Below are 25,694 nucleotides of genomic sequence, written 5' to 3'. Positions count from 1 at the left end.
GGCACCATCTTATATCACAGCCACAGTAAAATTTACGCGCAGCGTGATGCGTGAAAAGGCAGCACTTATGCTGCCTTTTATCTTTAATTATTAGATCAGAAAATCAGGAGGATTTCTGCTCACTATCATCTTCGGGCGTCAGACTATTGCGAATTTCCGTCTGTGTGCGTTTTTTCTCAATCATCTGTGCCAGCCAGATCGAAATTTCGTAGAGCAGGATCGCCGGTATAGCAAGACCGATCTGGCTCGCCGGATCCGGCGGCGTCAGTACGGCTGCCACGACAAAGGCAATCACAATCGCATATTTGCGTTTATCCCGCAGTCCCTGCGCTGTTACCAGCCCGACCTTTGCCATCAGCGAGGTGATGACCGGCAACTGGAACACCAGACCGAAAGCGAAAATCAGCGTCATAATCAGGCTGAGATATTCCGAAACCTTCGGCAACAGCGAAATCTGTACTTCACCATCCACACCGGTTTGCTGCATGGCAAGGAAAAACCACATCACCATCGGCGTGAAGAAGAAATAAACCAATGCACCGCCAAGCAAAAACAGCAGCGGGGAAGCGATCAGGAATGGCAGAAACGCCATACGCTCATGCTTATAAAGACCGGGCGCCACAAACTTGTAAATCTGTGAGGCGATCATCGGGAAAGCCAAAACCAGACCGCCGAACATCGCCACTTTCACCTGCGTGAAAAAGAACTCCTGCGGTGCGGTATAAATCAATGCGGCTTTGCTGCGATCCATCCCTGCCCAGTCCAGCGCCCACTGATAAGGCAGAACCAACATATTGAAGAGATGTTTAGCAAAAGCAAAACACAATATAAAAGCCAGAAAAAACGCTACAATCGACCAGATCAGGCGACGGCGTAGCTCAATCAGATGCTCAAGCAATGGCGCAGAGCTCTGGTCTATTTCATCCTGATCACTGCTCACTGTTCAGTTCCTGTCTTTTTTGTCGTTTTCGCAGCGGGCTTGGCACGCGGCGTTGCAGCTTGTTTAGACGCTGCTTTTTTAGGTTCTGCAGGCTTTGCCGCAGCAGTTTTCTTAGGCGCAGGTTTCACCGCAGGTTTTTCTGCCGGCTCACTTATTGCCTTTTCCACTCTCGGCTTGGTTGCTTTTTTCACCGGCTCTGCTGCCACGGGTGCAGCAGCAGCTTTTGTAGTTGCCGGTTGCGCCACAGGCGCAGCTTTGACCTCTTCTTCTTTCATTTCTGAAAGATCGAGCGGGCTGTCCATGGGAACCGCAGGCGTTTCATCCGGCTTCGGTGATGCATTATTCAGGCTGTTGCGCAGATCATCACCGGCAGTACGTACCGGCTCAAAAATATCCGTTACCGTTTTGCGCGGATCATATTGCTTGACGCCATCAATGGTCTTCTTGACCTCATCCAGCTCTGCTTCACGCATGGCTTCATCGAAATGCGTACGAAATTCGCTTGCCGTAGCGCGCAATTTCGCTGTGGCCTTGCCAAAGGCACGCAACATTTTCGGAAGATCTTTTGGGCCGACAACAACGATCATCACAACCGCAATTACCAGAAGCTCCGACCAGCCTATATCTAACATCGGCGTTCCATTTCATCACCTGTCCGCCTTTAGCCAAAGCTCAGCTCTGAACTTTGGCTAAAAATCAATTGCACCGCTTTGCGGCGCAATCCGGCAGAATGATCCGTAATTACGATTTAGTCGTTTTTTTAGTCGGCTTGACCTGTTCACCGGTCTCATTGTCGATGGTCTTGGAAGAAGCAACATCGGTTTCTTCAGGCTCATTCATGCCCTGTTTGAAGTTTTTGATGCCCTTGGCCACATCGCCCATCAGTTCAGGGATTTTACCACGGCCAAACAGCAGCAGCACAACCGCCAGAACAATAAGCCAGTGCCAGATCGAAAAACTACCCATCTCATATCCCCTAAATGCTCTCTCGGATCATTAATACCGGAGCAGGATTATCCAAATTCAGTCTCTATTTAAGCGCAAATACAGCATTGTTCAAACAGAACCGGCAAAATTTCTCTTTGTTCTACAGCATAGTTACAAAAATAAGTACCCGACATGCACAGAAACAACCAGCAGATGCCTTATTCCGGCCTGTCCGCACCATAAATGCCGCCGCTGCATAAAAGTTTTGAAGCACAGAATTATGACGATTTTAACGGATTTTACGCGTTTACAGCGGTTCCAGTTAAGACTGAATCGTTGGAACCGCTGTAACTATTTGTTTTTACGCATTATCCGACGCAAAACCGGTTCTCACTTTTGGCTCGCAAATGCTATAAAACCTTAATTGCTATCGTCATCTTCCACTTTGGGCATAAACAGCCCCAGCTCCTCAATATCACCGGCGGTTAGCGGGTCTTCATCCGCCAGCAACTCATCCGGACGCACAGTCGGCATCGGCACCGAGAAATTTGACGGCAGACGGGCGGATAGCAGCCCTGCCCCGCGCAATTCATCCATACCCGGCAAATCGCGAATCTCTGCCAGACCAAAATGATCGAGGAAACTATCTGTCGTCCCATAGGTCACCGGACGCCCCGGTGTACGTCTGCGGCCACGCAACTTTACCCAGCCGGTTTCCATCAGCACATCCAATGTGCCTTTCGATGTTTCCACGCCGCGGATATCTTCCATTTCGGCTCGCGTTACCGGCTGGTGATAGGCGATGATTGCCAGCACTTCGAGAGCCGCGCGCGATAGCTTCTTCTGCTTCACCTGATCGCGGCTCATCAGAAAGCTCAGATCAGAAGCAGTACGAAAGGCCCAGCCATCACCGGATTTCACCAGATTAACGCCGCGCAGACGATATTCTCCCTGCAACAGTTTCAGCACCGGCAGCAGATCGACCTCAACCGGCAGCCGCTCAAGCAGCATTTTCTCAGATACCGGCTCGGAGGATGCAAATATAATTGCTTCCACCATGCGCACGACATCGCCCAAGGCTTCACGCGCAGGTATAACAGCAACGTCACCATCTTCATCCGTTGCGAAATCTGTAAAACTCTCAGTCACGCTTCATCCTTGGTTTCACTGCCTGAATCATCTGATGCCGTATCATTTGCCTTGCGATCAGCGGCGCGCACGAAAATCGGCTCAAAAGCTGCATTCTGGCGTAATTGCATCTTCCCTTCCCGCACCAGTTCCAGACTGGCGGCGAAGGAACTGGCTATTGCGCTCGCCCGATCTTCAGGCCGTGCAATATAATCCAGCAAAAAGGCATCCAATGCCACCCAATCCTGCAAATCACCGACCATGCGCACCAGCAATACACGCGCTTCTTTCAGTGACCAGACAGTCCGTTTGGCAATCTGCACATGGGAGACCGCCTGCCTCTGACGCTGCGAAGCATAGGCTGTCAGCAAATCATAAAGTGATCCGCTGTAAAGGCTGGTCTTTTCAACCAGCACCGTTTCCGGCATACCACGGGCAAAAATATCGCGTCCCAGCCGGTCACGATTGACCAGTTTGCCCGCTGCATCACGCATGGCTTCAAGCCGTTTCAGACGGAACTGCAAAACAGAAGCCAGTTGCTCACCGGTCTCGCCGTCCTCGTCTTTCACCTTCGGGATAAGCAAGCGCGATTTGAGATAAGCCAGCCATGCCGCCATCACCAGATAATCGGCTGCCAGTTCCAACTTACGATCCCGCGCCAGCTCAATAAATTTCAGATATTGCTCGGCCAAAGCCAGCACGGAAATCTGCGTCAGATCAACCTTCTGGTTGCGTGCCAGATGAAGCAGCAAATCCATCGGGCCTTCAAAACCCTGCACATCCACATGCAGGGTCAGATCTTCCGCACTGTCAGGCGGGATGATCAGTGCTGCTTCTGCCTGCCACAGATCATCCATAGGCACATCTGCCTTTGGTGCCTGTGAGCCGGTATTTTTTGCAGTATCACTACTCATCGCCCAACCAATATTTTAGTGTCTGCCTATGACTTAAGCAGTTGCAACTTCTACAGGAAAGAACGCGTCGAACTCGGCACGAATTGCCGCTTCATTGCTAAGGTCGGCCTCTCCTGCAAAGACTTCTGCCAGTTCCGCACGGCGCAAGCTTTCGTCTTTCAATTCAGGGATCGCTGCAGCAACCGCAACAGTTTCTTCCAGCACACCACTGCAATGTAAAACCACATCACAACCGGCTGCAATAATATCGCGGGCAATATCATCCAGATTGCCGGACAGGGCTTTCATGGAAATATCATCGCTCATCAGCAAGCCATCATAATCCAGCATATCGCGGATAACGCAATTGATCACAACCGGTGACAGCGTTGCAGGACGTTCCGGATCAAGCGCTTTATAAACAATATGTGCAGTCATCGCTGCTGGCAGATCGTCCAGCTGGCAGAACGGCACAAAATCGCGGGCGCAGAGTTCACTCAAAGGCGCATCTACGCTCGGCAGCTCTTTATGGCTATCAGCAAAAGCACGGCCATGACCCGGCATGTGTTTCATAACCGGCAAGACACCACCAGCCATCAGGCCTTCAGCTACGGCATTACCCAGCACTGCAACCGTTTCCGGATCATGTGAATAAGCGCGTGAGCCAATCACTTCGTGAGAACCTTCAACCGGAACATCCAGAACCGGCAAACAATTGGCATTAATGCCAACGCTCATCAGATCAAAAGCATGCAGGCGTCCAAGCAGCCATGCTGCGCGCATGCCCTTTTCTTCATCCTGTTCATAAAGCGTACCAATCTGCGAAGCCGACGGATAATTCGGCACCAGCGGCGGACGAAGACGCTGCACGCGACCACCTTCCTGATCGATAAAAATCAGGGTCTCTTCACGACCGGTGACTTCGCGGATTTGCGTGGTCAGTGCACGCAACTGCTCCAAACTTTCCACATTGCGGGCAAACAGAATAAAGCCCCATGGACGAATACGGCGGAATAATTCCTGTTCGGCTTCGGTCAGCATTGTGCCTTCGAAACCGGTAATCATGGCTTTAAATGTCATTGCGGCAATGCTCCTCGCCTTTTGTATAACCATTTCGCAGTTAAATGCGCTCATTTAACGCCCGCGATAATGCGTCAAATCAGATAATACTCTCTGCATACCCCATAAAGAGAAAATGCGCTGCGTATTTTGACCATACACAGCGCATTTCAAAAGCGTTTTACATTTTTATCAAATTAGAGCGTCGGGAAGCAGCTGCCACCGGCGGATTTCAGACGATCGCAAAGTGCTGCAGCTTCAGCTTTTGAACCACCCGGAATACGAACACGGTAATAAGTACCTTTGCCCGGAATATCCGCTTTTTTGATATCCACACCCTTGCCACCGATAATATTGCCGTAGCGCGATGTCAGATTGGCATAGTTTTTCTGTGCCAGTTCTGCACTTGGCTGCGAGGCCACCTGAATGAACCACGTGCCTGCCGGTGCATTAGAGGTCGTTACATTGGCATTGGCAACCTGCTGAAGTGTCTGATTTTGTGCAGGACGCTCGACATTGCCAACAACATTGACCGGTTGTTCAGCCGGGCGGGATGGTACAACCGGAGCCGCAGTTGGTTTAGCCTGCTCACCGGATGCTGTGAAAGTCTGTGTCTGTACAACTCGTGGCGCAGCAGCACTCTGTGCCGAAGTTGCCGGCTTATCACTACCAAGACGCTCAGGTACTGCGCTCTGGCTGATCAGACGGGAAGCTTCATCAAGACCATTATCAGTCGCAGCAGGTTCACTTGGCGCAGCCGGTGCTTCACCCGGTACGAGCGTACCATCAGCACGAACAACCATCGTTTTCACAGTACGTGGCGTAATGAGTTCACGCTCGGCCGGCTGAGTATTATTCGCTGCCGGCAAAGCATTACCGCTATTACCTGCATCTTCATTCATCAGACGATCTTCTTCTACGTCCTGTCCTGCCAGCAAGCCAACATCAACCGGCTCTTCCTCGGTATTAATGAGGGTTTTCTGCTCAGGAGCCGCTGGCTTGGTGCCGGACACCTGATCATAAACCGCCTTATCCTGATTTGGAACAACAGCACCGCCTGGGTTTTCCGGCTGCACTTTTACAGGCTGAGTGTCAGCACGCAGTACTTCCGGCTCACCGCCGACAACACCGCCGGATTTGAGCATGAAATAACCGCCACCCACAACGATCAATGCGGCTGCTGCAACACCCGCCCAGAACAACGGCTTACGCTGTTGTGTTTTTTCATGTGGTCGTACTTCAGTATATTCGTCTTCATCACGGGCAAAGTTTTCGCCCAGATTATAGGTATCGAAATCATTAGGCTGCGAACCGGCCAGTGCTCCGGATTGCGTACCTTGTGCCGCCCAGTGATTATAATAATCATCCTGTGTGGCATTGCCCGCAGCATCAGCACGAGCCTGAGGTGCGGAACCGCGCATGGCAGCACCGGCAGCTGCGGCACCGGCAAGACCGGCTGCGGCACCGGCCAAGGCGCCATAACCAAGATCGGCTTCCTGCGGTTCGGCTTTTTTGGCGGCATGGAATTCTGCGAAATTATCCTGCAGAATATTCTCAAACGCCTTGTCAGCTTCACTGGTTGTGTCCGGTGCGGCAGCCTCATTCACACTGATTGTGCTGAAGATTTCTGCAAACTCAGATTCAAGACTGTTCAGACCGGTTACTTTTGCTTCATCGCCATAGCTGACATCCGGCAGATCCAATGCCTGTGTCTGCTCAACTTTATTTTCAGAAACCACAACCGTTTCAATTTCCGGAGCAGGCGTAAAGGCCTTACGCACAGAACTCTGAACCGGCTCATAAGCAGGAATCTCCGGTTCTTCCGGCAAGTCAAATTTCAGATCATCTTCATCCGAAATCGAAAAATCATTTTCCGGTTGAATTTCTTCATCGAAAGAGAAGTCAAAATCATCATTGCTAAAGAAGTCATCTGTTGCAGCAGGCTGCTCGTAAGACTGAGTAGCAGCTACCGGAGCCGGAGCAGCATAAGGCGCAGGCGCTGCGCGTTCCACAGACGGATTTACAAAGGTTTCTGCACCTGCTGCAGCCGGAGTAGCTGCACCGAAGGTATATGATGAGTAACCGCGAACAGCATTATGAGCCAGCGGCGCAACCGGTTCCGGTTCATAAGTCGGTTCTTCTGCTACAGTATTGGTTAGTTCTGCATTGAAGAAATCGTCGGCGAAGTCAAAGCTTTCTCCCTGCGGTTCTTCATAAGCAGCAACCTGTTCCGGCTGGTAGTTGGCTTCAGCTTCAGGCTCTGCAAAGTCTGAACTCTGAGAACCGGCACCAAACAAATCAGCAAAGGATTTAACAGCAGTATCTTCCGCCTGCTCCGCCTCCCAGTTGGTCTGTGGTGCAGCAGCTCGGTTTCGCAAGCTATTCAGATCAGGTGCATCGAAAAACTCATCATCAATCTGCTCCAAAGCAGCCGGACGTTCATTCGCATAGCTTTCCTGCGCGGCTGATTTATAAGGATCATAATCCGTAGTGACAGGTGCAACTTCCGGCGCGGGTGCATCGAAGAGCGGCGCAAAATCAGTCTCTGGCGCAACCGGCTCATTGTAAGCGGCCGGTTGATAGGCCGTTGGTGCCGGAGCGTATGCAGGCTCTTCATAACGAGGTGCTGCTGGCTGTAGCGGTGCTGCGACAGGTGCAGGATCCTGCAACAGGAACGATAGCTCATCCTCGAAGCTGGCAGGTGCTTGCTGAGCAGCCTCACTAAAGGCTTTGCTTTGTGCAAAAGCATCGCTGTAGGACGGCACAACAAATTCCTGCTGCGGCTCGCGGCCAATATCGGAGAAATCAAAAGCGGATGTATCCGCGACCGGCTGCGGCGCAGGCTCCGGCGCTAAAGTCTGGCTCAGTTCATCCTCGAAAGAGGAAAAATAATCTTCCTGAGCCGGCTCAGAGAATGCCGGTGCCTGTGGCAGGTCGGAATAAGCCGCGTAATAGGAATCCTGCGCAGCCTTAGGTGCTGCCGGTGCATAATCCGTTTCTGCATAATATTGGGTTGCTTCCGGCTCGACTGCCGGTTGCTGCACAGCATAATCATCTGCAACGGGTGTCTGCGGAGCATAGGCACGCTGCAAAGGTGCATAGCCGCTAAAATGCGGCTCAACATTATGCTGATAAGGACGGCTCTCAGCCACAGCTGGCGCTGCTGGCCGATAATCCGGCTGCGCAGGCTGGTAGTTGCTCACCACCGGCTCAGATTGATAATTATTTGCCGTTGGCTCAGTTTGATAATTATTCGCCGCTGGCTCAGGACGATAATTGCCCGTTGCCTGCTCAGGCTCTGCGGCGAAGTCCGCTGCAAAGTCGGCATCAAAATCTGCCATCAATTCCCGCTCAAGGCTCATCTCGGCAGATAATTCCGGTTCGGGCTGCGGTGTATAAATATTTTTTTGTTCTGCCGGTTCATCAAAGCCAAAAATGCGCGACAATTCAAACAGCGGATCATTATCCCGCGCCGATTCGTCGCGAACATCACTGTGATTCTGATTGCGGCCCGTCACGCTACTGTCAGTCATGGCGTTTTCCTAATTTCAACTGGAGCGCCCGCCGACGTCTCCCTTATCATTGCAATATAGCAAGGCAATGTGGGCAAAAATTGACAGTAGTTTCCTGCAAAAACGGCACGAAAACGCAGCAAATGCGCCATTCGTGCCGGTCTTTCTCTGAATATTCGGGGGCGATCTTTAAACCGCCCTCACCCTGTTCAGCGCATTTCTGTCGGAGCGTCCGCGCCGATAATCGACAATCCGGATACCAAGACATCAGAAACAACCTGCACAAGCCCTAACCTGGCAAGTGACAAGTTTGTATCGTTAACCTTAATAAAACGTAAGTCCGCGTTGTCCGAGCCACGATTCCACTGAGAATGGAACGCGCTGGCGAGGTCATAGAGGTAAAATGCGAGCCTGTGCGGCTCCTGATGGATAGCCGCTGTTTCGATCAGACGCGGATATTCCGCGAGCTTACGCACCAGCGCCACTTCGCTCTCATCAGTGAGCAGAGACAGGTGTTTGGCAGCCTCTTCACGCTCGATTTTTTCCAGACCAAGCTGCTCTTTCGCCTGACGGAAAACCGAGTTTGCACGCGCAGATGCATATTGCACGTAGAATACCGGATTGTCTTTGGACTGTTCGGTCACCTTGGCAAAATCGAAATCCAGCGACGCATCATTTTTGCGGTAAAGCATCATGAAACGCACAGCATCGGAACCAACTTCATCCACCACATCGCGCAGTGTGATGAACTGGCCTGAACGCTTGGACATACGCACCGGCTCGCCATCGCGGAACAGCTTGACCATCTGGCAGATCAGCACCGTCAGCTCAGCCTTACCTTCGGCAACAGCCTTGGCCACCGCTTCAAGACGCTTAATATAGCCGCCGTGATCCGCACCGAGGACATAGATCATTTCCTCAAAGCCGCGATCAAACTTGTTTTTGAAATATGCAACGTCCGCAGCAAAATAAGTGAAGCTGCCGTCAGACTTAACCAGCGCACGATCCATATCATCGCCGACTTCGGTCGAGCGCAGCAATGTCTGCTCACGATCTTCCCAATCATCCGGCAGCTGGCCTTTTGGCGGCGGCAGCTTGCCTTTATAGACGTGGCCTTTGAGCGTCAAATCGTTGATCGCGGTGCGGATCAGCTTGGCATGGTCAGCATGCAGGCTGCGCTCGGAGAAGAACAGGTCATGATGCACATTGAGGGAGGCCAGATCATCACGGATCAGCGCCATCATGGCATCAATCGAACGGTCTTTAATCAGCGGCAGAACTTCTTCTTCCGGCTTTTCCAGCAGCGATGAGCCAAACTCCTTGGCCAATGCCTGACCAAGTGGCACCAGATAATCGCCCGGATAGAGACCGGCAGGAATTTCACCAATATCTTCGCCCAGCGCTTCGCGGTAACGCAGCATCACGGATTTAGCGACAACATCAATCTGCGCACCGGCATCATTGATATAATATTCTTTGGTTACGTCATAACCGGCAAATTTCAGCAGGTTGGCCAGCACATCGCCGACAACCGCGCCACGGCAATGACCGACATGCATAGGACCGGTCGGGTTAGCGGAAACATATTCCACATTGACCTTGCGCATACCGCCCATTTTTGAACGGCCGTAATCGGTGCCTTCTGCCAGCATAACGCCAAGCTGACGCTGCCAGTAATCATCATTCAGACGCAGATTGATAAAGCCCGGACCTGCCACATCAACAGATGCAACATCCGCATCACCTTTCAGCGCTTCAGCAATTTTAGCAGCCAGCTCGCGCGGGTTGGCACCGACAGCCTTGGAAAGCACCATGGCCGCATTGGTGGAAATATCACCATGTGTGGCATCACGCGGCGGTTCAACACCAACACGGGAAACATCCAGTTCACCGCCGTCTTTATCTTTCAATCCAAGATCTTGCAGTGTCTTTTTAATTTTAACGTCGAAATCAGCAAAGATATTCATAATCTGTCCTGTCGGAACATAAATGCGGAGCTAGCCGCAATTCACATTCAATCAATTGAACGTCATGCGTTTGAAAAGCATAGTACTTAGCAAATCACACAGTCAGAAATGGCAATTTTGCAGCCCGTTTAAGCCAAGTCGGGCGTATGGTCAAACAATCGTCGGTGTTCACGCACGGCATAATTATCAGTCATGCCTGCGAGGAAATCCGCAATCTGGCGCGCAAAGGCCGATGTTTCGTTACCGGCGATCCCTGCCCGCCAATCCGCAGGCATCGCATCGGGATCAGCCATATAGCGGTCAAACAGGTCTTTCACGACCTGATCTGCATTTTTGCGGATCGGCACGACCTGCGCGTTGAAATAGAGATTTTGGTAAAGAAACTTCTTCAGAGTTTTCTCGGCAAGCGCCATATCCGGAGAAAAGCCGACCATCATCTCACTGGCCGAGCGCACATCAGCCACACTCTGCGGATTGAATTTCTTGATCTGCTCTTGTGCATGAGAAATCACATCCTCAACCATGCGTGTGATCTGCCGGCGCATCAGCTCATGGCCACGACGTACCGGATCGAGCTTCGGATAAAGGCGCTGCACTTCCTGCAGGATGTCACGTGTCAGTGGCACTTCCTCCAATTGCTCCAGTGTGAGCAGACCGGAACGCAAGCCGTCATCAATGTCATGCGCATTATAGGCAATATCATCGGCAATGGCCGCACATTGCGCTTCAAGACTGGCAAAACCTGAAAGCTCCAGATCAAAACGCTCATTATATTTGAGGATCGATCCCGGAACCGGCTCACCATCCGAATACGGGCCGGTCAGCGGGCCGTTATGCTTAACCAGCCCTTCCAGCGTTTCCCATGACAGGTTGAGTCCGTCAAATTCCGCATAGCGCTTTTCCAGCAAGGTCACGATACGCAGCGACTGCGCATTATGATCAAAGCCGCCATAGTCTGCCATTTTCTCATTCAGAGCATCTTCGCCCGTATGACCAAACGGCGTATGGCCGAAATCATGCACCAGTGCCACGGCTTCTGCCAGATCTTCATCCAGCCGCAATGCACGCGCCAAAGCACGGGCGATCTGCGCCACTTCAATCGTGTGGGTCAGCCTTGTACGGTAATGGTCGCCTTCATGGGCGATAAACACCTGCGTCTTGTGCTTTAATCGTCGGAAAGCAGTCGAATGGATAATACGGTCGCGGTCACGCTGATAAGGCGTGCGTGTTCGGCTCTCGGTCTCATGCACGAGGCGTCCGCGCGTTTGCGCCGGATCGCATGCATAAGGAGCGCGTTCACGATAGCCGAAACCGATAGTGTCCATTATTTTTCCTGTTATTCCTGAGTATTATCAACTGATGCTTCATCACCAGAGCGGTTTACGTCAGATCGGATCATGGCGCTCGCTCTGGTTTCTTTCGTTTGTCGCATTATTACGGACTGTCAAAGTTGGTCCAACTTGACTGTAAAATGCTCTAAAATCAGTATTCCTGCAAAAGGCAGTTCATGTCTTCCGCAATCAATACACCATACTTCATTATCACAATTACGACGCTAAATAACAGGTCTGATCCGCTGTGCATGATAAAACTTTAGCTTAGATGTGCTGCATCGGGTGATTGCACCCTCAGCGCCTCTGACCTATATTAAAGGTCTATCAAAACATATCCTGTGCGGAACTTGAACCGCCCAAGATTTTAAGGTGACCATTATGACGGACATTTCCGTATCCGATGCCGCTGCAAAGCGCATTGTTAAAATTCTGCAGAAGCAAACCGATAAATCCGCGCTGCGTATTTCCGTTGAAGGCGGCGGCTGCTCCGGCTTTTCCTATAAATTTGATCTCGTCGATGACAGTAATGACGATGATCTGATCATCGAAAAAGACGGCGCCAAAGTGCTGATCGACAGTATTTCAGTGCCTTATATTGACGGATCAGTGATTGATTTTATCGACGATCTGATGGGGCAATCCTTCCAGATCAACAATCCGAATGTAACCTCATCCTGCGGCTGCGGTGTCAGCTTCGCGATCTGACCGGTTTCTTATCATCCTATAACTGCCGCATGATCTGCACTGCGGCAGCTTTTTTATACCAAATCAATACGGGGATACAGCTTTGAAAATTGCTACGTGGAATATTAACGGTGTCAAAGCACGTATCGAAAATCTGCTGCATTGGTTGCAGGAATGCCAGCCCGATGTCGCCTGCCTTCAGGAAATCAAATCCGTAGACGACCTGTTCCCGCGACTGGAAATTGAAGCACTCGGCTACCATGTGGAAACTCACGGTCAGAAAGGCTTCAACGGCGTTGCCATTCTCTCCAAAGTCTCACCGGTTGAGGTCAATCGCGGGCTGCCGGGTGACGACAGCGATGAGCAGTCCCGTTTTATTGAAGCGGTCTTCACCACCGATAAAGGCGTGATCCGCGTGGTTTCGCTCTATCTGCCAAACGGCAATCCGGTAGATACAGAAAAATACCCGTATAAACTCGGCTGGATGCAGCGCCTAGAAGACTGGGCAAAGGAGCGTCTGGAGCTGGAAGAGCCGCTGGTGCTCGCCGGTGACTATAATATCATCCCGCAGCCGATTGATGCCAAACATCCGGAAAACTGGGTGAATGATGCCCTGTTCCTGCCCCAGAGCAAACAGGCATTCCGTCGTCTGGAAAATCTCGGCTTCTACGATTCAATCCGCAATGTCAGTGATGAGCAGATGTTCTCATTCTGGGATTATCAGGCCGGTGCATGGCAGAAGAATAACGGCATCCGCATTGATCATTTGATGCTGTCGCCGGAAGCAGCCAATCTGCTTGAAGGTGCGGAAATTGAAAAGCACACACGCGCATGGGACAAACCGTCGGACCATGTGCCGGTTGTTATTCAGCTTGCCTGCTGAAAACAAAATTATCTCAAAGATTATAAGCCCCTAGAGTCGCAACTTGAATCATTTTGCTAAAACATATCGTGGCAAAATGATTTCTTGTGCATGGGAGTCGGAACTATAACCCGCCTTCTCTCCTGATCAATCAGGGTGATAAAATCCGGCGGCTAGTCATAACCACTCTCACCTTCACCGGTGAGAGATTGTTTTAGTGCTGGCCGATTAAAGCAATAGCGTTACGGCGGTCAGCTTCACCGGCTACAGAGAATGCCTGTTCCTGCATGGAACGGATCCACTCGCAATCCTTATCAGAGCAACGCTCAAAGGCCGAGGTCAACATAGCCAGTCCGCGAACGGTCTTACCGGCCTGAAACAGCATATTGCCGAGCATAGCCTGCGCATTGGCATTGCCTTTATTGGCAGACAGACGGAACCAGCGTGCAGCCTGTGTAGTGTTCTTCTCCACACCATCGCCCTTGAGCAGCATTGCGCCAAGCTCATATTGCGCAGTCGGATCGCCGAAATTGGATGCAGCCAGCGTATAAAGATCGCGTGCCATATCGGGATTAGAGCGCACAGGAGAGTCAGGAATACCGCGTTTCATGTAGCGGGCGAGCTGCACCAGCGCACCGGCAACATAAGATTCATTCTCGGAACCGGGTTCGGCGCCCTCATGAACAATCTTTTCAAAAATCTTGTAGGCTGCGTAATCATCTTCCGGAACGCCGTCCCCCTGAGCATACATGCTCGCGAGTTTCCAGTTTGCGCCCGGATGTCCCTGATCCGCTGCGTAACGCAGAGCTTTCACAGCTTCATCTTTATGTCCGCTTTTGAAGGCAGATACACCGAATTTGAAAACTTCAAACGGATTGCTCTTCTTATCCGCATTATCCGGAATATCGAATGCGAATGCACTGCTGCACACAACAGTGAGCGCAACACCAACACCACAGACAGAATAAGCGATTTTCTTAAACGACCCGATCACGACAGCATTCTTTCATTATCGTTCGCCAAAACAAGTTTGGTTAAAGACAAGTTAACGAGATGAGAAAAATTAGCCACTTTTTCAGGCAAGATTACGACCCGTGCAGCAGATAGGCTCAGCAGAGTTGTTTCAATCTGTTCCGCAATTGCAGCAACAGTACAGAGCTGCTCCTTAAGCTGCGGATTTCTTTGATAAAAACTACAATTCTGCAATTACCGACCTCAATGAAAGACAAAGACTGTTTATCACTCTGCAACGACTGAACTTTGTCTGCTGTCTATCGGTGCCCCGCATTTATGGCGGGAAATAGGCCAAGTCCGTCTGCTCAACCATACCTCGTGTGAAAGATAAATACTGTTACCAAAACAACACAAATTTGTACGTATATATAAATACGCCCCCTTGAATCCCGCGCTAATTGCGCTTTCACAGCACCATAGTTGCCAGCGCGTTGCCAATTATAGTTAAGCAAATAATTATAAATGCCACTTTCCCTACAAATTGGGATTTTCAGAAGAATCACTCTTCAACAGCGATTCTCATCTCTCCGGTAAATAGTTTAATTATTCAGACCTCTCTTCCGGCAAGCCTCTTTTCTTCAATGCAGAGCGCTTTATAGTCCCCCTCATGAAACCACGAGCATCCGGTCGCAGACCTCAGCCTTACAGACCACGTACACCGCGCCGCCAATATCGCAGGCCGCAGCGTACGCCCTATTCCTTTTTGCGTCGCTCCGGCATTGCCGCCGCATTACTGCTGCTCGCCATTTATGCAGCCCTGCAAACATTTATGCCCGACTGGCCTGGTCTGCTTTCAGCTGACAGTCCTTTCAGGCCTCAAAACTCAACCAATAATCGTACCCAGCCTGCCCCTGCACAATTAAGCGGGCGTGGCAGCAGCCTGCATATTTATGACGGTGACACCATTGCCATACAGGGGCAACGTATTCGATTTAAAGGTATGGATACGCCGGAATCTGCGCAAAGCTGTACCCTTGACGGTAAAGCCTATGCGTGCGGAGACCGTGCCACTGCGGAATTGCGCAAGCTGATTGGCGGAGAGACTGTCACCTGCACGTCTGAAGGACGTGACCAATACAAGCGCATTCTCGCTTATTGCTCCGCCGGTACGACTGATCTCAACCGGACGATGGTTGAAACGGGCTGGGCTGTTTCTTATGGTCTTTATCAGCGCGAAGAAGCTGATGCGCGTAAAAATAAACGCGGCCTGTGGGCTGGTGAATTTGAACGACCGGCCAAATGGCGCAAAAACAATCAGCCCCGTTAGAGCTGTTTCAGTTCATACTGAGCCAGTGAAACCGCCCTATCTCTTTGTCTTCACTGCATTATCCGACGCAAAACCGCTTCGCACCTTTGCTGGAAATGCTCTATAATGACCGTAATCAGAGCCAACGGTAAGATGTCAGCAGATCTATTGGAATTACAGCAGCAAATTGACAAATGCACGATCTGCCGTGATCAGCCGCTCAATGGTAAAAAGCTGGATCATGAGCCAAATCCTGTCTGTATATCTTCTGCTACCGCCAGAATTGCCATTTGCGGTCAGGCTCCGGGTATTCGCGTCCATAAGACCGGCATTCCGTTTAATGACCCCTCCGGCACACGTCTGCGCCAATGGCTCGATGTTACGAGCGAAGAATTTTACGACGCCGAACGCTTTGCCATTATCCCGATGGGGTTCTGCTTTCCCGGTTATGACAAACACGGTGGTGATCTGCCGCCACGCAGGGAATGCCGCCTGACATGGCATGACCGGCTTTTTGAGCTGATGCCGCAGATTGAGTTGATAATCGCCATCGGAAGCCATGCCCAGACCTATCACCTCAACCGCAACCCGACCTATCGGAATTATTTGCAGGGACAGAAAAAGCCGCTCAATATGACTGAGACAGTGATGAACTGGCGACGCTATATTGGGAGCAATCAGAATGAAGGGCCTGCCGTCCTGCCTTTGCCGCACCCCTCATGGCGCAATAGCGGTTGGCTAAACCGTAACCCGTGGTTTGAAAATGAGCTTTTGCCGGTGCTTCGTCAAAAAATCCGGCACCTCTTGATATAATGAAAATATTTTCTAACTTAACGGATATCACGAGCATTATATTCTTCGCATTTACAACTGCACTCCTTCATAAGGTATACAGTTTTAAAAATATCGCATTTGGCGCTGATTGTGAGGCAAAATGGACAGGCTAGACAGAAAAATTCTCCGTCTGTTGCAGGAAGATGCAACGCTGGCAGTAGCAGATATTGCCAAGAAAGTTGGTCTGTCCACCACCCCGTGCTGGCGCCGTATTCAGAAACTGGAAGAAGACGGCATTATCAAACGCCGCGTTGCAGTTCTTGATCCGGTTCGAATTAATGCACGGGTTACTGTCTTTGTTTCTGTACGCACCAGTTCCCACAGCCATGAATGGCTGAAGCGTTTTGCCGAGGTTGTACAGGAATTTCCGGAAGTCGTGGAATTCTACCGCATGAGCGGCGATATTGATTATCTGCTGCGTGTGGTTGTGCCGGATATTGCTGCCTATGATGCGTTTTACAAACGCCTGATCAGCAAAATCGAAATCCGCAATGTGTCCTCATCTTTCGCGATGGAACAGATCAAATATACCACAGAGCTGCCGCTGGATTACATGATCCTCGATAAAGACGGCAACTGATAGCTACAAAAATGGCACTATCCTTTACGGTTAAGGATAGTGCCATTCATGTTACAGGCGACATAAAACATATCCGAATATGAATTGTAAAAAACAGCAGATATACCAGCGTTTAATATATCCCCTCTCTGATTGCTCAGCCAATATTACTTTCAAAAAAATAGTGCCGCCCGTTCTTTAAAATTCGCTTTCTCAATATGCTCTCATATTAAAATTTGCTGAGCTTCATACAATCGCAATTAGTTGCAGTATTTTTGAATTATTTTTCATATTAGAAAAATTTGTTCCCTAAAAACAAAAAATCCGGCTCACAATCGTGGCCGGATTTTTATTCTGTAAAACACAGCTTTTAGGAAACGCTACGACCATTCATGCCTGCGTCTTCGGCAGTCGCTGTTGCGATATGGCACTGGGCAGCTGTTTTCACCAAACCTGCAGCGAGCGCCGCACCGACGCCGGAGCCAAGGCTGATATTCAGATCAAGCAATGGTGCTTTACCCATTTTCTCCAGCAGCAGACGATGCCCCTGTTCAGACGACACATGCGAGAACAGGCAATGGTCCAGAGCTTCGCCGTTAATCGCCAGCAGAATAGCTGCGGCGGCACTGGCGACATAACCGTCTATCAGTACCGGAATTTTCTCAGCACGTGCAGCCAGAATAGCACCGGTGATTGCAGCCAGTTCACGACCGCCCAGACGACGCAGCACTTCCAGCGGATCACGCAGATTACCTTCATTGAGTGCAACAGCTTTTTTCACCGCAGCGATTTTTGCAGGCAAAACACTTGCATCTTCACCGGCAGCCAGTGACACCCAGTCTTCAGCCTGACCGCCAAACAGCGCCAGAGAAATTGCAGCGGCAATTGTTGTATTGCCAACACCCATTTCACCGATGCAGAGCAAATCTGTGCCACCGGCAATTGCTTCCATGCCAAAAGCCATAGTAGCAGCGCAGGTGCGCTCATCCATGGCCGCAGTCACGGTAATGTCTTCTGTCGGATGCTCCAGTGCCAGATCAAAAACCTTCAGGCCCAGATCATTGGTAATGCATATCTGGTTAATCGGCGCACCACCGGCGGCAAAATTATTGACCATATCCATCGTCAGCGATTGCGGCTGCGAAGTTACACCCTGTGCCAGCACACCGTGGTTCCCGGCAAAAATCGCAACCAGCGGGCGCATAATCTGCGGTTTTGCTTTACCGCTCCATGCAGCCAGCCATTCTGCAATCTCTTCCAGACGTCCGAGAGAGCCGACCGGCTTGCTCAAACGCGCTTCACGCTCACGAACCGCTTCACTGGCAAATTCGCTTTGCGACGGAAGCTGGCTGATCAGTTCACGAAAATCATCAAATGGCAGTCCGCTGTTACTCACGTTATCAAATCCGTCATTAGCAGTATTGGGAGAAATTCATTTGTGCCTGCTATACGCCCTGCTCACAGTTTTTCAAAGTGCTGAAAAATGAAATTATTGTGCCCGTAGCCTAAAGCCTCCATATAGGGTGCATAAAATTGTTCGGCACCACTATCTACAGTTTCAGGAACCCTGATTATATGAACCGTTTATTCTGGCTGGTTATCGCAGCAATTGCTGTTCTTATACTTGTGCTGGTTATCAATGATGAGAGCGGCACCACGCTTGGTCTTGCCAATGATGATTTTGCTGATGCGGCTTATATGAGTATTTTCGGCGTTGTCGTTGCGGCCGGTCTGCTTGGTTCCGGCATCCCGCTCAATCATATGGTACGCAATATTGCGATCTGGGCAGTGATTGTTCTCGGCCTCGTCACCGGCTATCAGTATCAATATGAGCTGAAAAACATTGCCAATCGCGTGACCGCTGGTCTGATACCGGGCACTGCAATCAGCGGCAATAATGCCGAAGGTTCAGAGACTGTGAGCATCAGCCAGTCGGCAAACGGGCATTTTGAAGTCAATGCTCTGGTCAATGACCAGCGCGTCAACTTCATGGTCGATACCGGTGCCTCAACCATTGTGCTGACACAGGCCGATGCGCAGAGAGTGGGCATTGATACCAACAATCTCAAATATACTATTCCGGTCAGCACCGCGAATGGCCGCACTATGGCTGCGACAGTGCCTTTGCAGGAAATAAAAATCGGTAATATCGTCCGCTATGATCTGCGGGCTCTGGTCTCGCAGGAAGGTCAGCTCAATGGCAGCCTGCTGGGCATGAATTTTATGAACAGCCTGAGCGCCTATAGTGTACAGCGCGACCAGCTGATCCTGACCGACTAGAGCGGTTTACGTTCATGTTGGATCGCAGTGCCCGCTCCAGTTTCTTTACTTTGTCGCATTATCACGGACTGTCCAAGTTGATCCAACTTGACTGTGAAATGCTCTAAAACTGGACAGAACAGCCATTAAGCAGTATGCCCGCCTAAATTTACCTATGAAGAAGATGATTGTGACCACACCAGCTAAACTCTATGCCGCCAAAACCTTTTCCATCGCGCCTATGCTCGACTGGACGGACAGGCATTGCCGTTTTCTGCATCGTCTTCTGACACGCCATACCCTGCTCTACACAGAAATGGTGGTGGCTGATGCCGCTATTCATGGCAAGCGCGACCGTTTGCTTGGCTTTTCTGAACAGGAACATCCGGTCGCTTTGCAGCTTGGCGGTTCTGATCCGCTTAAGCTGGCGGAAGCAGCGAAGATCGGTGAATCTTTCGGCTATGATGAGATCAATCTCAATGTCGGTTGTCCGTCAGACCGCGTGCAATCCGGTGCTTTCGGCGCCTGCCTGATGCTGACACCGCAACTGGTGGCAGATTGCGTTGCCGCGATGAAGCAGGCGGTAAACATTCCGGTCACCGTAAAATGTCGTATCGGCGTTGATGATCAGGATCAGGAAGTCGCACTTTCAGAGCTCAGCCGGATGGTGATTGCCGAAGGTGCAGATGCACTCTGGGTACATGCCCGCAAAGCGTGGTTGCAGGGACTGTCTCCGAAAGAGAACCGCGATATACCGCCACTGGACTATGATCGCGTCTATCGCCTCAAACAGGATTATGCGCAGCATTTTGTCGGCATTAACGGCGGCATTACCAGCATGGAGGCAACAGCGCTCCATTTGCAGCACACGGACGGCGTTATGATGGGCAGAACCGCCTATCACACCCCCATGGTGCTGCGTGAGGTGGATCGTCTTGTTTATGGTGATGAAACCGCACCGATGCCGATGGAAGATGTGCTGGATGTGATGTGCGACTATGCAGATCGCCATATTGCTAATGGTGGCCGCCTTGCTCATGTTGCACGGCATATGGTCGGGCTATTTCAGGGTCAGGCCGGTTCACGCCGCTGGCGGCAGGTGCTCTCGACGGATGCCACACGCAATGATGCGGACAGCAAAATCATCCGCAAAGCCTATCAGGTGATGTGCGAAACTGCTGCTGAGGTGGAAGAAAACAACGCCGCCCGTGCGGAACAGGCGGCGGAATAATTCACGTCCATTCAAGCATCCCAAAGATCGAAGCGCTCTGCAGAGCAGCTTGAGATTTGGGTTATGACGAGGCGAAAATGGTAGTTCTTGGGAACCGGAGCGGAATGTACATTTGGTACATGAGCACCGGAAGCGCAAAGAAACGCCATTTGCAGACCGTCAAAGCCCTGATATCAGCTTACTCTTTTGGATTCACGCCAGACTGAGCGCACCACCGGCACATCGTCGATAACATTCACGCGCACGAGATCAGCGCGCAGACCTTCAGCAATTGAACCGCGATCTGTCATGCCCACAGCTTTGGCCGGATTGGTGCTGACCATACGGATAGCCTGTGGCAGATCAATATGCTCGACCACATGCGCAAGGTTGAAAGCCCCCTGCAACATGCTGAAAGGGATATAATCCGACGAGATAATATCGAGATAGCCTTTTTCAGCCAGCTCCAGCGCCGAAACGTTACCGGAATGCGAACCGCCACGCACCACATTCGGCCCGCCCATCATCACGCCGATACCATTGGAGTGTGATGCTGCCGCAGCTTCTACCGTGGTCGGAAACTCAGCAACAGAAACACCATGCGCCACAGATTCATCCACATGCGCCTGTGTTGCATCATCATGGCTGGCCAGCATAATGCCGTTTGCATGGCAATAATCAGCAATTAAAGCGCGGTTTGTTGCTGAATTGCGCTGCGATTCACCAACACGGCGATCACAATAGGCCTGATAATCGTCTTCGCTGACTTTGTTCTTACGCATGAAATAGATGCGGTAAGATTCCATATCCGGAAACTGACGTTGGCCCGGCGCATGATCCATCAGCGATGCAAGACGCACACCGGACGCACCGCGCAGGCGTTCAAAGGCGCTGATACAATCATTGGACGACACTTCGCAGCGCAGATGCAGATAATGCTCCGAGCGTAACCGGCCTTGGCTTTGCGCCGCCTGCAAGGCATCAGCCAGCAGCAGCATGTCATCAATAACCACTTCACACTCACCGTCATGCCCGACGCGCAAAGCATCAAACACGGTGGTGATTCCCGAGGCGGCAATCTGCGCATCATGCGCCTGAATAGCCGCCAGCGGGTTCCAGCGTACTTTCGGGCGGGGTGCATAATGACCTTCAAGATGGTCCGTATGCAGCTCCACAAGCCCCGGTATCAGATAGTCGCCTTCCATATTTTTGCCAGAGGCTGAGATCGTGTGATCAATCGCAGCAATTTTTCCCTCACGCATCACCACAGTACCGGTGATAATTTCATCAGGAAGGACAATCCGTGCATTGGTCAGGATTGTTTCGGCTGGCATAGTCTTATCGGAAGCGGACATATTTTCTCTTACAAATTAAATGCTTACTCAGCGGCGAGTTTTACCGCCTGCTTTTCGACTGAATTCATGTTTTGAGCTGTAACAGGTTTGCCTGCCGAAGTCTGCCCTACTGGCTTACCTGTAAGAGGGTGCAGAGAATGGACTTCGAATGGTACACCTGATTCTGCTTCGGTAAACAGAGCCAGATTGGTGATTTTAACAGGCTCGCTCAGCACCGGCGCAAAAAATTCTTCCAGCACGGTGCGCACATGCGCCTGTTTCTCCTCCGGCACCGCGCCGGTGAGTGTCATATGAAAGCGGAATTGCTCGAACACATAAGGGTAGCCCCACTGGTCGAGATTGGCACGATGGATTGCATCCAGCTTTTCCGGCTTGCGCTTGGCCATTTCCTGCTCATTCAGGGGCGCACGGAAACGCTCAAAATGCACAACCACATCATTGGCCAGCTGCTGCAACTCGGCACAAGGTTCGGACGGCACCAGCGCAAAGAAAGGTCCGATCTGCGAGACTTTAAGCCGTGGCAATTGCACGGACTGATAGGCTGAAGCAAAATGCATCATGCTGGCAAGCAGATGATGCTCTTCGTAATCCTCATGCAGACGAAACGGTGCTTTCAGCGTTGCATGGAAACCGTAGCGGCGCGGCTCTGCGGTGAGCGCACTCACTTCTTCAGGGCTGACAGAGCCGATGACCGGCGTGCGTACCACCATACCGTTAAATGCATTGCGTCCAAGCCAGTTGGCGGCTACGCGCAACAGCGGATCATGAGCGGATGGTGTAAAATAAATTCCGTAACGCATAAAAATCCCTTTTCACAGGTTTATGAACCGGCATGTCAGACGTCAGCCGCAATGCTTTATCATAAAAGGCCTGATGATGCGGGCTCTATAAACCTATAGTCCGCACCTATTATGACAAAATGCCAAAAAACGCCTATATACCCCAAAAATCAGAAAAAACACCGAACCGGCTTTTAGAAAAAATCTTTAAAAACAAACACAACTGAACAATTTTCAAATCAAGCCGGTATGCAAGATTGCAACATAGGACAGGCAATCAGAATTTCCATAGCTGCAAAAACTTTCAGGCAGAAAACGGATGGCAGCAATATTATATGCCATCCGGATAATTGTGATCAGGCCTGACTTACAGCCCCAGTCCGCCGATACAGACATATTTAGTATCGAGATAATCCTCGATGCCCTGATGCCCGCCTTCTTTACCAAGCCCCGATTCTTTCAAACCACCGAACGGTGCTTCCACAGTTGAAATCAGCCCCTCATTGACGCCGACCAGACCATATTTCAAGCCTTCCATCACACGGAAAGCACGGCCGAGGTCCTGCGTATAGAAATAACAAGCGAGACCATATTCCGTATTATTGGCCTGCTCAATCACATCGTCTTCGGATTTGAATTTATAGACCGGTGCAACAGGGCCGAAAATCTCTTCTTTGGTGAAGCGCATACGCGGCTTGGCATCAGCAATCACAGTCGGTTCAAAATAAGTACCGCCCAGTGCATGGCGCTGACCACCGGTTACAACACGTCCGCCTTTTTTCACGGCATCTGCGATGAATTCTTCAACCTTTTCAACCGCACTCATATCAATCAGCGGGCCTTGCTGTGTACCGTCTTCCAGCCCGTTGCCGATTTTAAGCTGCTCCACGGCTGCTGTGAATTTCTCAATAAAGCGGGCATAAATCTTGGACTGAACGAAGAACCGGTTAGTGCAAACGCAGGTCTGACCGGAATTGCGGAATTTTGCAGCAATCGCTCCCGCCACAGCACGATCCAGATCAGCATCATCAAAAACAATGAATGGTGCATTACCGCCCAGCTCCATCGAAACTTTTTTGACTGTGCCTGCCGTCTGCTTCATCAGAAGCTTGCCCACCGCTGTTGAGCCAGTGAATGTCAGCTTGGCAATTTGCGGATTGCGGGTCAGCTCACCGCCGATTTCACTGGCCGAGCCGGTGAGAATATTGACGACACCGGCAGGAATGCCCGCCTCTTCACACAACACACCCCAGACAAGACCGGAATATGGCGTTTGCGTTGCCGGTTTGACCACAACCGTACACCCCGATGCCAAAGCAGGGCCGATTTTACGCGCCAGCATTGAGGACGGAAAATTCCACGGCGTAATCGCAGCGACAACGCCCACCGGCTCTTTCGTCACCATAATGCGCCGGTCTGCCCAAGGTGACGGGACAACATCGCCATAAACGCGTCTTGCTTCCTCCGCATACCAAAGAATATAGGCAGCGGAACTTGCCACCTCGCCTTTGGCCTCGGTCAGCGATTTCCCCTGCTCCATTGTCAGAATTTCAGCCAGCGTATCCTGATGCGCCAAAATCAGATCATGCAATTTGCGCATTTTCTGCGCGCGTTCATTGGCGGTGGTTTTGCGCCATGTTTTAAACGCCTGCGCAGCAGCTTCAATCGCGCGCGCAGTCTCTGCTTTTCCGGATTTCGGAACAGTTCCCAGCACTTTGCCGGTCGCCGGATTAATCACATCAATTGTGGCACCACTGTCTGCAGCAACCCACTGACCGCCAATCAGATTAGCCTGTTTGATAAACCGGCTGGTATTTGCCGTCATAGTCTCTCTCCTCAAGACAATACATGCAAATCTCCTCATATTTGCATGCTTGTTTTCCCGTTCCATTCAAGAGATGACACAGGGGCAAAGTCAAGGGAAAGCGTGGAATTATAGCCCTACATCAGCTGTCTCAGCCCCAGACAGCCTGCGCCAGAGCAATCCACATTGCCAGCGTCAGAGCGGAGGCTGCCGTTGCCAGTACCATCGAGGTCGAAGACAGTCCCTGCCCGACACCGAATCGCGTGGCAATCAAATAGGAATTGACGCCGGACGGCAGTGCCGCAGCTGTAATGGCCACCTTAGCACTCAATGGCGGCAGACCGAGGAACCAAGCCATCACAAAGACCACGGCAGGCATCAGCAGCAGTTTGAAAGACGCATTGACACCAGCAGCGATAACATTGCCGGAAATGCCGAATTTCTTCAGCCCCATTCCCATAGCGAACAAAGCCAGAGGCCCCGAAACATCGGCGAGCATCGAAATCAACTGCATCGGCAATTGCGGGATGGAAAAGCCGGAGAGCCGCACCAGCCAGCCGGTAAGAATACCAATCACCAGCGGATTACGCAGCAAGGCGGAGAAGAACTTGATGACCGTATCAGCTTTACCGGTTTCCCCGCTGATAACGCCGTCTTTACGCAATGCCCATTCATTCAACATCAGGGATGCAGCCATCATCAGCGGCATATGAATGGAGATAATCAGCGAGATGATCACCAGCCCCTCTTGTCCGTAGACGCCAAGCATCAACGGCATACCAAGAAAGACCAGATTAGAGAAAGCGCCGGTCACACCGGCAACCACGCCTGCCCGCCGGTCGCGGCCGAACATCAGGCGGATACCGCAATGTGCAGCCGTCCAGGCCACAATCACACCGGTAAAATAGACCAGCCATAATGCCCACGGGTTTCCTGTGCTAAAATCGGCTGTCAGCATCGTGCGGAATAGCAGCAGCGGTGTAGACACCACAAAAACAAAATCAGCGAGACCGTCGCCGGTCGTATCACTCAGAATTTTAAGCTTAGCGAATATGTAACCAAGCATAATGATGCTGAAGATGATTGTAATTGTGGCCGCGAGACCCATATTTCACCATACTTATCTGTAATGCCGCATGAAAACTGCGCTATACATCATCTGTGATTCTCGTAGTGATGTATAAATAAAGTGCGGATACGCCGGTGACTGCATCACCGGCCCGCTCTGATTATTTGTTTTACGCATTACCAAACTCTTACTGATTTCTTCATAAATTTGCGCAATATGAAAAATCAACCGGAGCATTTGAGCCTAAAGCCTGATGTTT

22 protein-coding genes are annotated in these 25,694 nt (G+C 51.0%); 7 read left to right on the top strand and 15 right to left on the bottom strand.

Annotated elements, in window-relative coordinates:
• Positions 1–103: 103 nt before the first annotated feature.
• The 9 genes from tatC to DFR47_RS13785 all read right to left on the bottom strand — a co-directional run bounded on the left by tatC (position 104) and on the right by DFR47_RS13785 (position 11,751).
• Entirely contained in the window at positions 104–940 is an 837-nt protein-coding gene (gene tatC / locus DFR47_RS13825; RefSeq protein WP_113944967.1) for a twin-arginine translocase subunit TatC, read from the bottom strand.
• Complete coding sequence (gene tatB / locus DFR47_RS13820) at positions 937–1,572, bottom strand: Sec-independent protein translocase protein TatB (RefSeq protein ID WP_113944966.1); 636 nt, start codon at positions 1,570–1,572, stop codon at positions 937–939. The genes tatC and tatB overlap by 4 nt, the downstream gene beginning before the upstream one ends.
• A gap of 109 nt (positions 1,573–1,681) precedes the next feature.
• A complete protein-coding gene (locus DFR47_RS13815; protein ID WP_113944965.1) occupies positions 1,682–1,906 on the bottom strand; it encodes a twin-arginine translocase TatA/TatE family subunit in 225 nt (74 codons plus the stop codon).
• A 381-nt stretch (positions 1,907–2,287) separates the two neighbouring features.
• On the bottom strand, positions 2,288–2,962 hold the full coding sequence (scpB, locus tag DFR47_RS13810; protein ID WP_122005360.1) for an SMC-Scp complex subunit ScpB: 675 nt from the start codon (positions 2,960–2,962) through the stop codon (positions 2,288–2,290).
• Between the two features lie 50 nt (positions 2,963–3,012).
• On the bottom strand, positions 3,013–3,909 hold the full coding sequence (locus DFR47_RS13805; RefSeq protein ID WP_113944964.1) for a segregation and condensation protein A: 897 nt from the start codon (positions 3,907–3,909) through the stop codon (positions 3,013–3,015).
• Positions 3,910–3,942: 33 nt separating this feature from the next.
• A complete protein-coding gene (nagZ, locus tag DFR47_RS13800) occupies positions 3,943–4,968 on the bottom strand; it encodes a beta-N-acetylhexosaminidase (protein WP_281011642.1) in 1,026 nt (341 codons plus the stop codon).
• 176 nt (positions 4,969–5,144) lie between these two features.
• Entirely contained in the window at positions 5,145–8,480 is a 3,336-nt protein-coding gene (locus tag DFR47_RS13795; RefSeq protein WP_113944963.1) for an SPOR domain-containing protein, read from the bottom strand.
• Positions 8,481–8,668: 188 nt separating this feature from the next.
• Positions 8,669–10,426, bottom strand: a complete 1,758-nt coding sequence (argS, locus tag DFR47_RS13790) for an arginine--tRNA ligase (protein ID WP_113944962.1) — start codon at positions 10,424–10,426, stop codon at positions 8,669–8,671.
• Positions 10,427–10,554: 128 nt separating this feature from the next.
• Entirely contained in the window at positions 10,555–11,751 is a 1,197-nt protein-coding gene (locus DFR47_RS13785) for a deoxyguanosinetriphosphate triphosphohydrolase (RefSeq protein ID WP_113944961.1), read from the bottom strand.
• Between the two features lie 387 nt (positions 11,752–12,138).
• Between DFR47_RS13785 and erpA the strand changes: the two genes are divergently transcribed.
• Positions 12,139–12,465, top strand: coding sequence for an iron-sulfur cluster insertion protein ErpA (erpA, locus tag DFR47_RS13780; RefSeq protein WP_113944960.1), 327 nt, complete (start codon positions 12,139–12,141; stop codon positions 12,463–12,465).
• Positions 12,466–12,547: 82 nt separating this feature from the next.
• Positions 12,548–13,327 (top strand): exodeoxyribonuclease III, encoded by a 780-nt coding sequence (xth, locus tag DFR47_RS13775; protein WP_113944959.1) that lies wholly within the window; start codon positions 12,548–12,550, stop codon positions 13,325–13,327.
• Positions 13,328–13,520: 193 nt separating this feature from the next.
• Here the strand turns inward: xth and DFR47_RS13770 are convergent, their stop codons facing one another.
• Entirely contained in the window at positions 13,521–14,279 is a 759-nt protein-coding gene (locus DFR47_RS13770) for a tetratricopeptide repeat protein (protein ID WP_113945025.1), read from the bottom strand.
• Between the two features lie 648 nt (positions 14,280–14,927).
• Here DFR47_RS13770 and DFR47_RS13760 point away from each other — a divergent pair.
• From DFR47_RS13760 to DFR47_RS13745, 3 genes are all read left to right on the top strand, one after another.
• Positions 14,928–15,587, top strand: coding sequence for a thermonuclease family protein (locus tag DFR47_RS13760; protein WP_113944957.1), 660 nt, complete (start codon positions 14,928–14,930; stop codon positions 15,585–15,587).
• 105 nt (positions 15,588–15,692) lie between these two features.
• Positions 15,693–16,379 carry a uracil-DNA glycosylase family protein gene (locus DFR47_RS13750; RefSeq protein ID WP_374788315.1) on the top strand — a complete coding sequence of 229 codons (687 nt, stop codon included), beginning with the start codon at positions 15,693–15,695 and terminating at the stop codon, positions 16,377–16,379.
• Between the two features lie 121 nt (positions 16,380–16,500).
• A complete protein-coding gene (locus DFR47_RS13745) occupies positions 16,501–16,980 on the top strand; it encodes an Lrp/AsnC family transcriptional regulator (RefSeq protein WP_113944955.1) in 480 nt (159 codons plus the stop codon).
• 349 nt (positions 16,981–17,329) lie between these two features.
• On the opposite strand, the gene cobT is transcribed toward DFR47_RS13745, so the two are convergent.
• Complete coding sequence (gene cobT, locus DFR47_RS13740; protein WP_113944954.1) at positions 17,330–18,355, bottom strand: nicotinate-nucleotide--dimethylbenzimidazole phosphoribosyltransferase; 1,026 nt, start codon at positions 18,353–18,355, stop codon at positions 17,330–17,332.
• Positions 18,356–18,534: 179 nt separating this feature from the next.
• On the opposite strand from cobT, the gene DFR47_RS13735 reads away from it, so the two are divergent.
• The gene (locus tag DFR47_RS13735; protein WP_113944953.1) at positions 18,535–19,239 is read left to right on the top strand and encodes a TIGR02281 family clan AA aspartic protease; all 705 of its coding nucleotides are present in this window, start codon (positions 18,535–18,537) and stop codon (positions 19,237–19,239) included.
• 154 nt (positions 19,240–19,393) lie between these two features.
• Positions 19,394–20,449 (top strand): tRNA dihydrouridine(20/20a) synthase DusA, encoded by a 1,056-nt coding sequence (gene dusA, locus DFR47_RS13730; protein ID WP_210207311.1) that lies wholly within the window; start codon positions 19,394–19,396, stop codon positions 20,447–20,449.
• Between the two features lie 173 nt (positions 20,450–20,622).
• Here dusA and DFR47_RS13725 read toward each other — a convergent pair whose 3' ends face one another.
• The 4 genes from DFR47_RS13725 to DFR47_RS13710 form a co-directional block, all read right to left on the bottom strand.
• Positions 20,623–21,762: an alpha-D-ribose 1-methylphosphonate 5-triphosphate diphosphatase gene (locus DFR47_RS13725; RefSeq protein ID WP_113945023.1), complete on the bottom strand. Its 1,140-nt coding sequence runs from the start codon at positions 21,760–21,762 to the stop codon at positions 20,623–20,625.
• A gap of 44 nt (positions 21,763–21,806) precedes the next feature.
• Positions 21,807–22,583: a DUF1045 domain-containing protein gene (locus DFR47_RS13720; protein ID WP_113944952.1), complete on the bottom strand. Its 777-nt coding sequence runs from the start codon at positions 22,581–22,583 to the stop codon at positions 21,807–21,809.
• 346 nt (positions 22,584–22,929) lie between these two features.
• A complete protein-coding gene (locus tag DFR47_RS13715) occupies positions 22,930–24,387 on the bottom strand; it encodes an NAD-dependent succinate-semialdehyde dehydrogenase (protein ID WP_113944951.1) in 1,458 nt (485 codons plus the stop codon).
• Between the two features lie 130 nt (positions 24,388–24,517).
• Positions 24,518–25,474, bottom strand: coding sequence for an AEC family transporter (locus tag DFR47_RS13710; RefSeq protein ID WP_113944950.1), 957 nt, complete (start codon positions 25,472–25,474; stop codon positions 24,518–24,520).
• Positions 25,475–25,694 lie beyond the last annotated feature (220 nt).

The sequence above is a fragment of the Pseudochrobactrum asaccharolyticum genome, assembly GCF_003314995.1.
Classification (GTDB): Bacteria; Pseudomonadota; Alphaproteobacteria; order Rhizobiales; family Rhizobiaceae; genus Pseudochrobactrum; species Pseudochrobactrum asaccharolyticum.
The sequence above is the reverse complement of the archived record's forward strand: the minus strand, read 5'-3'. Positions and strand labels throughout refer to the sequence as shown.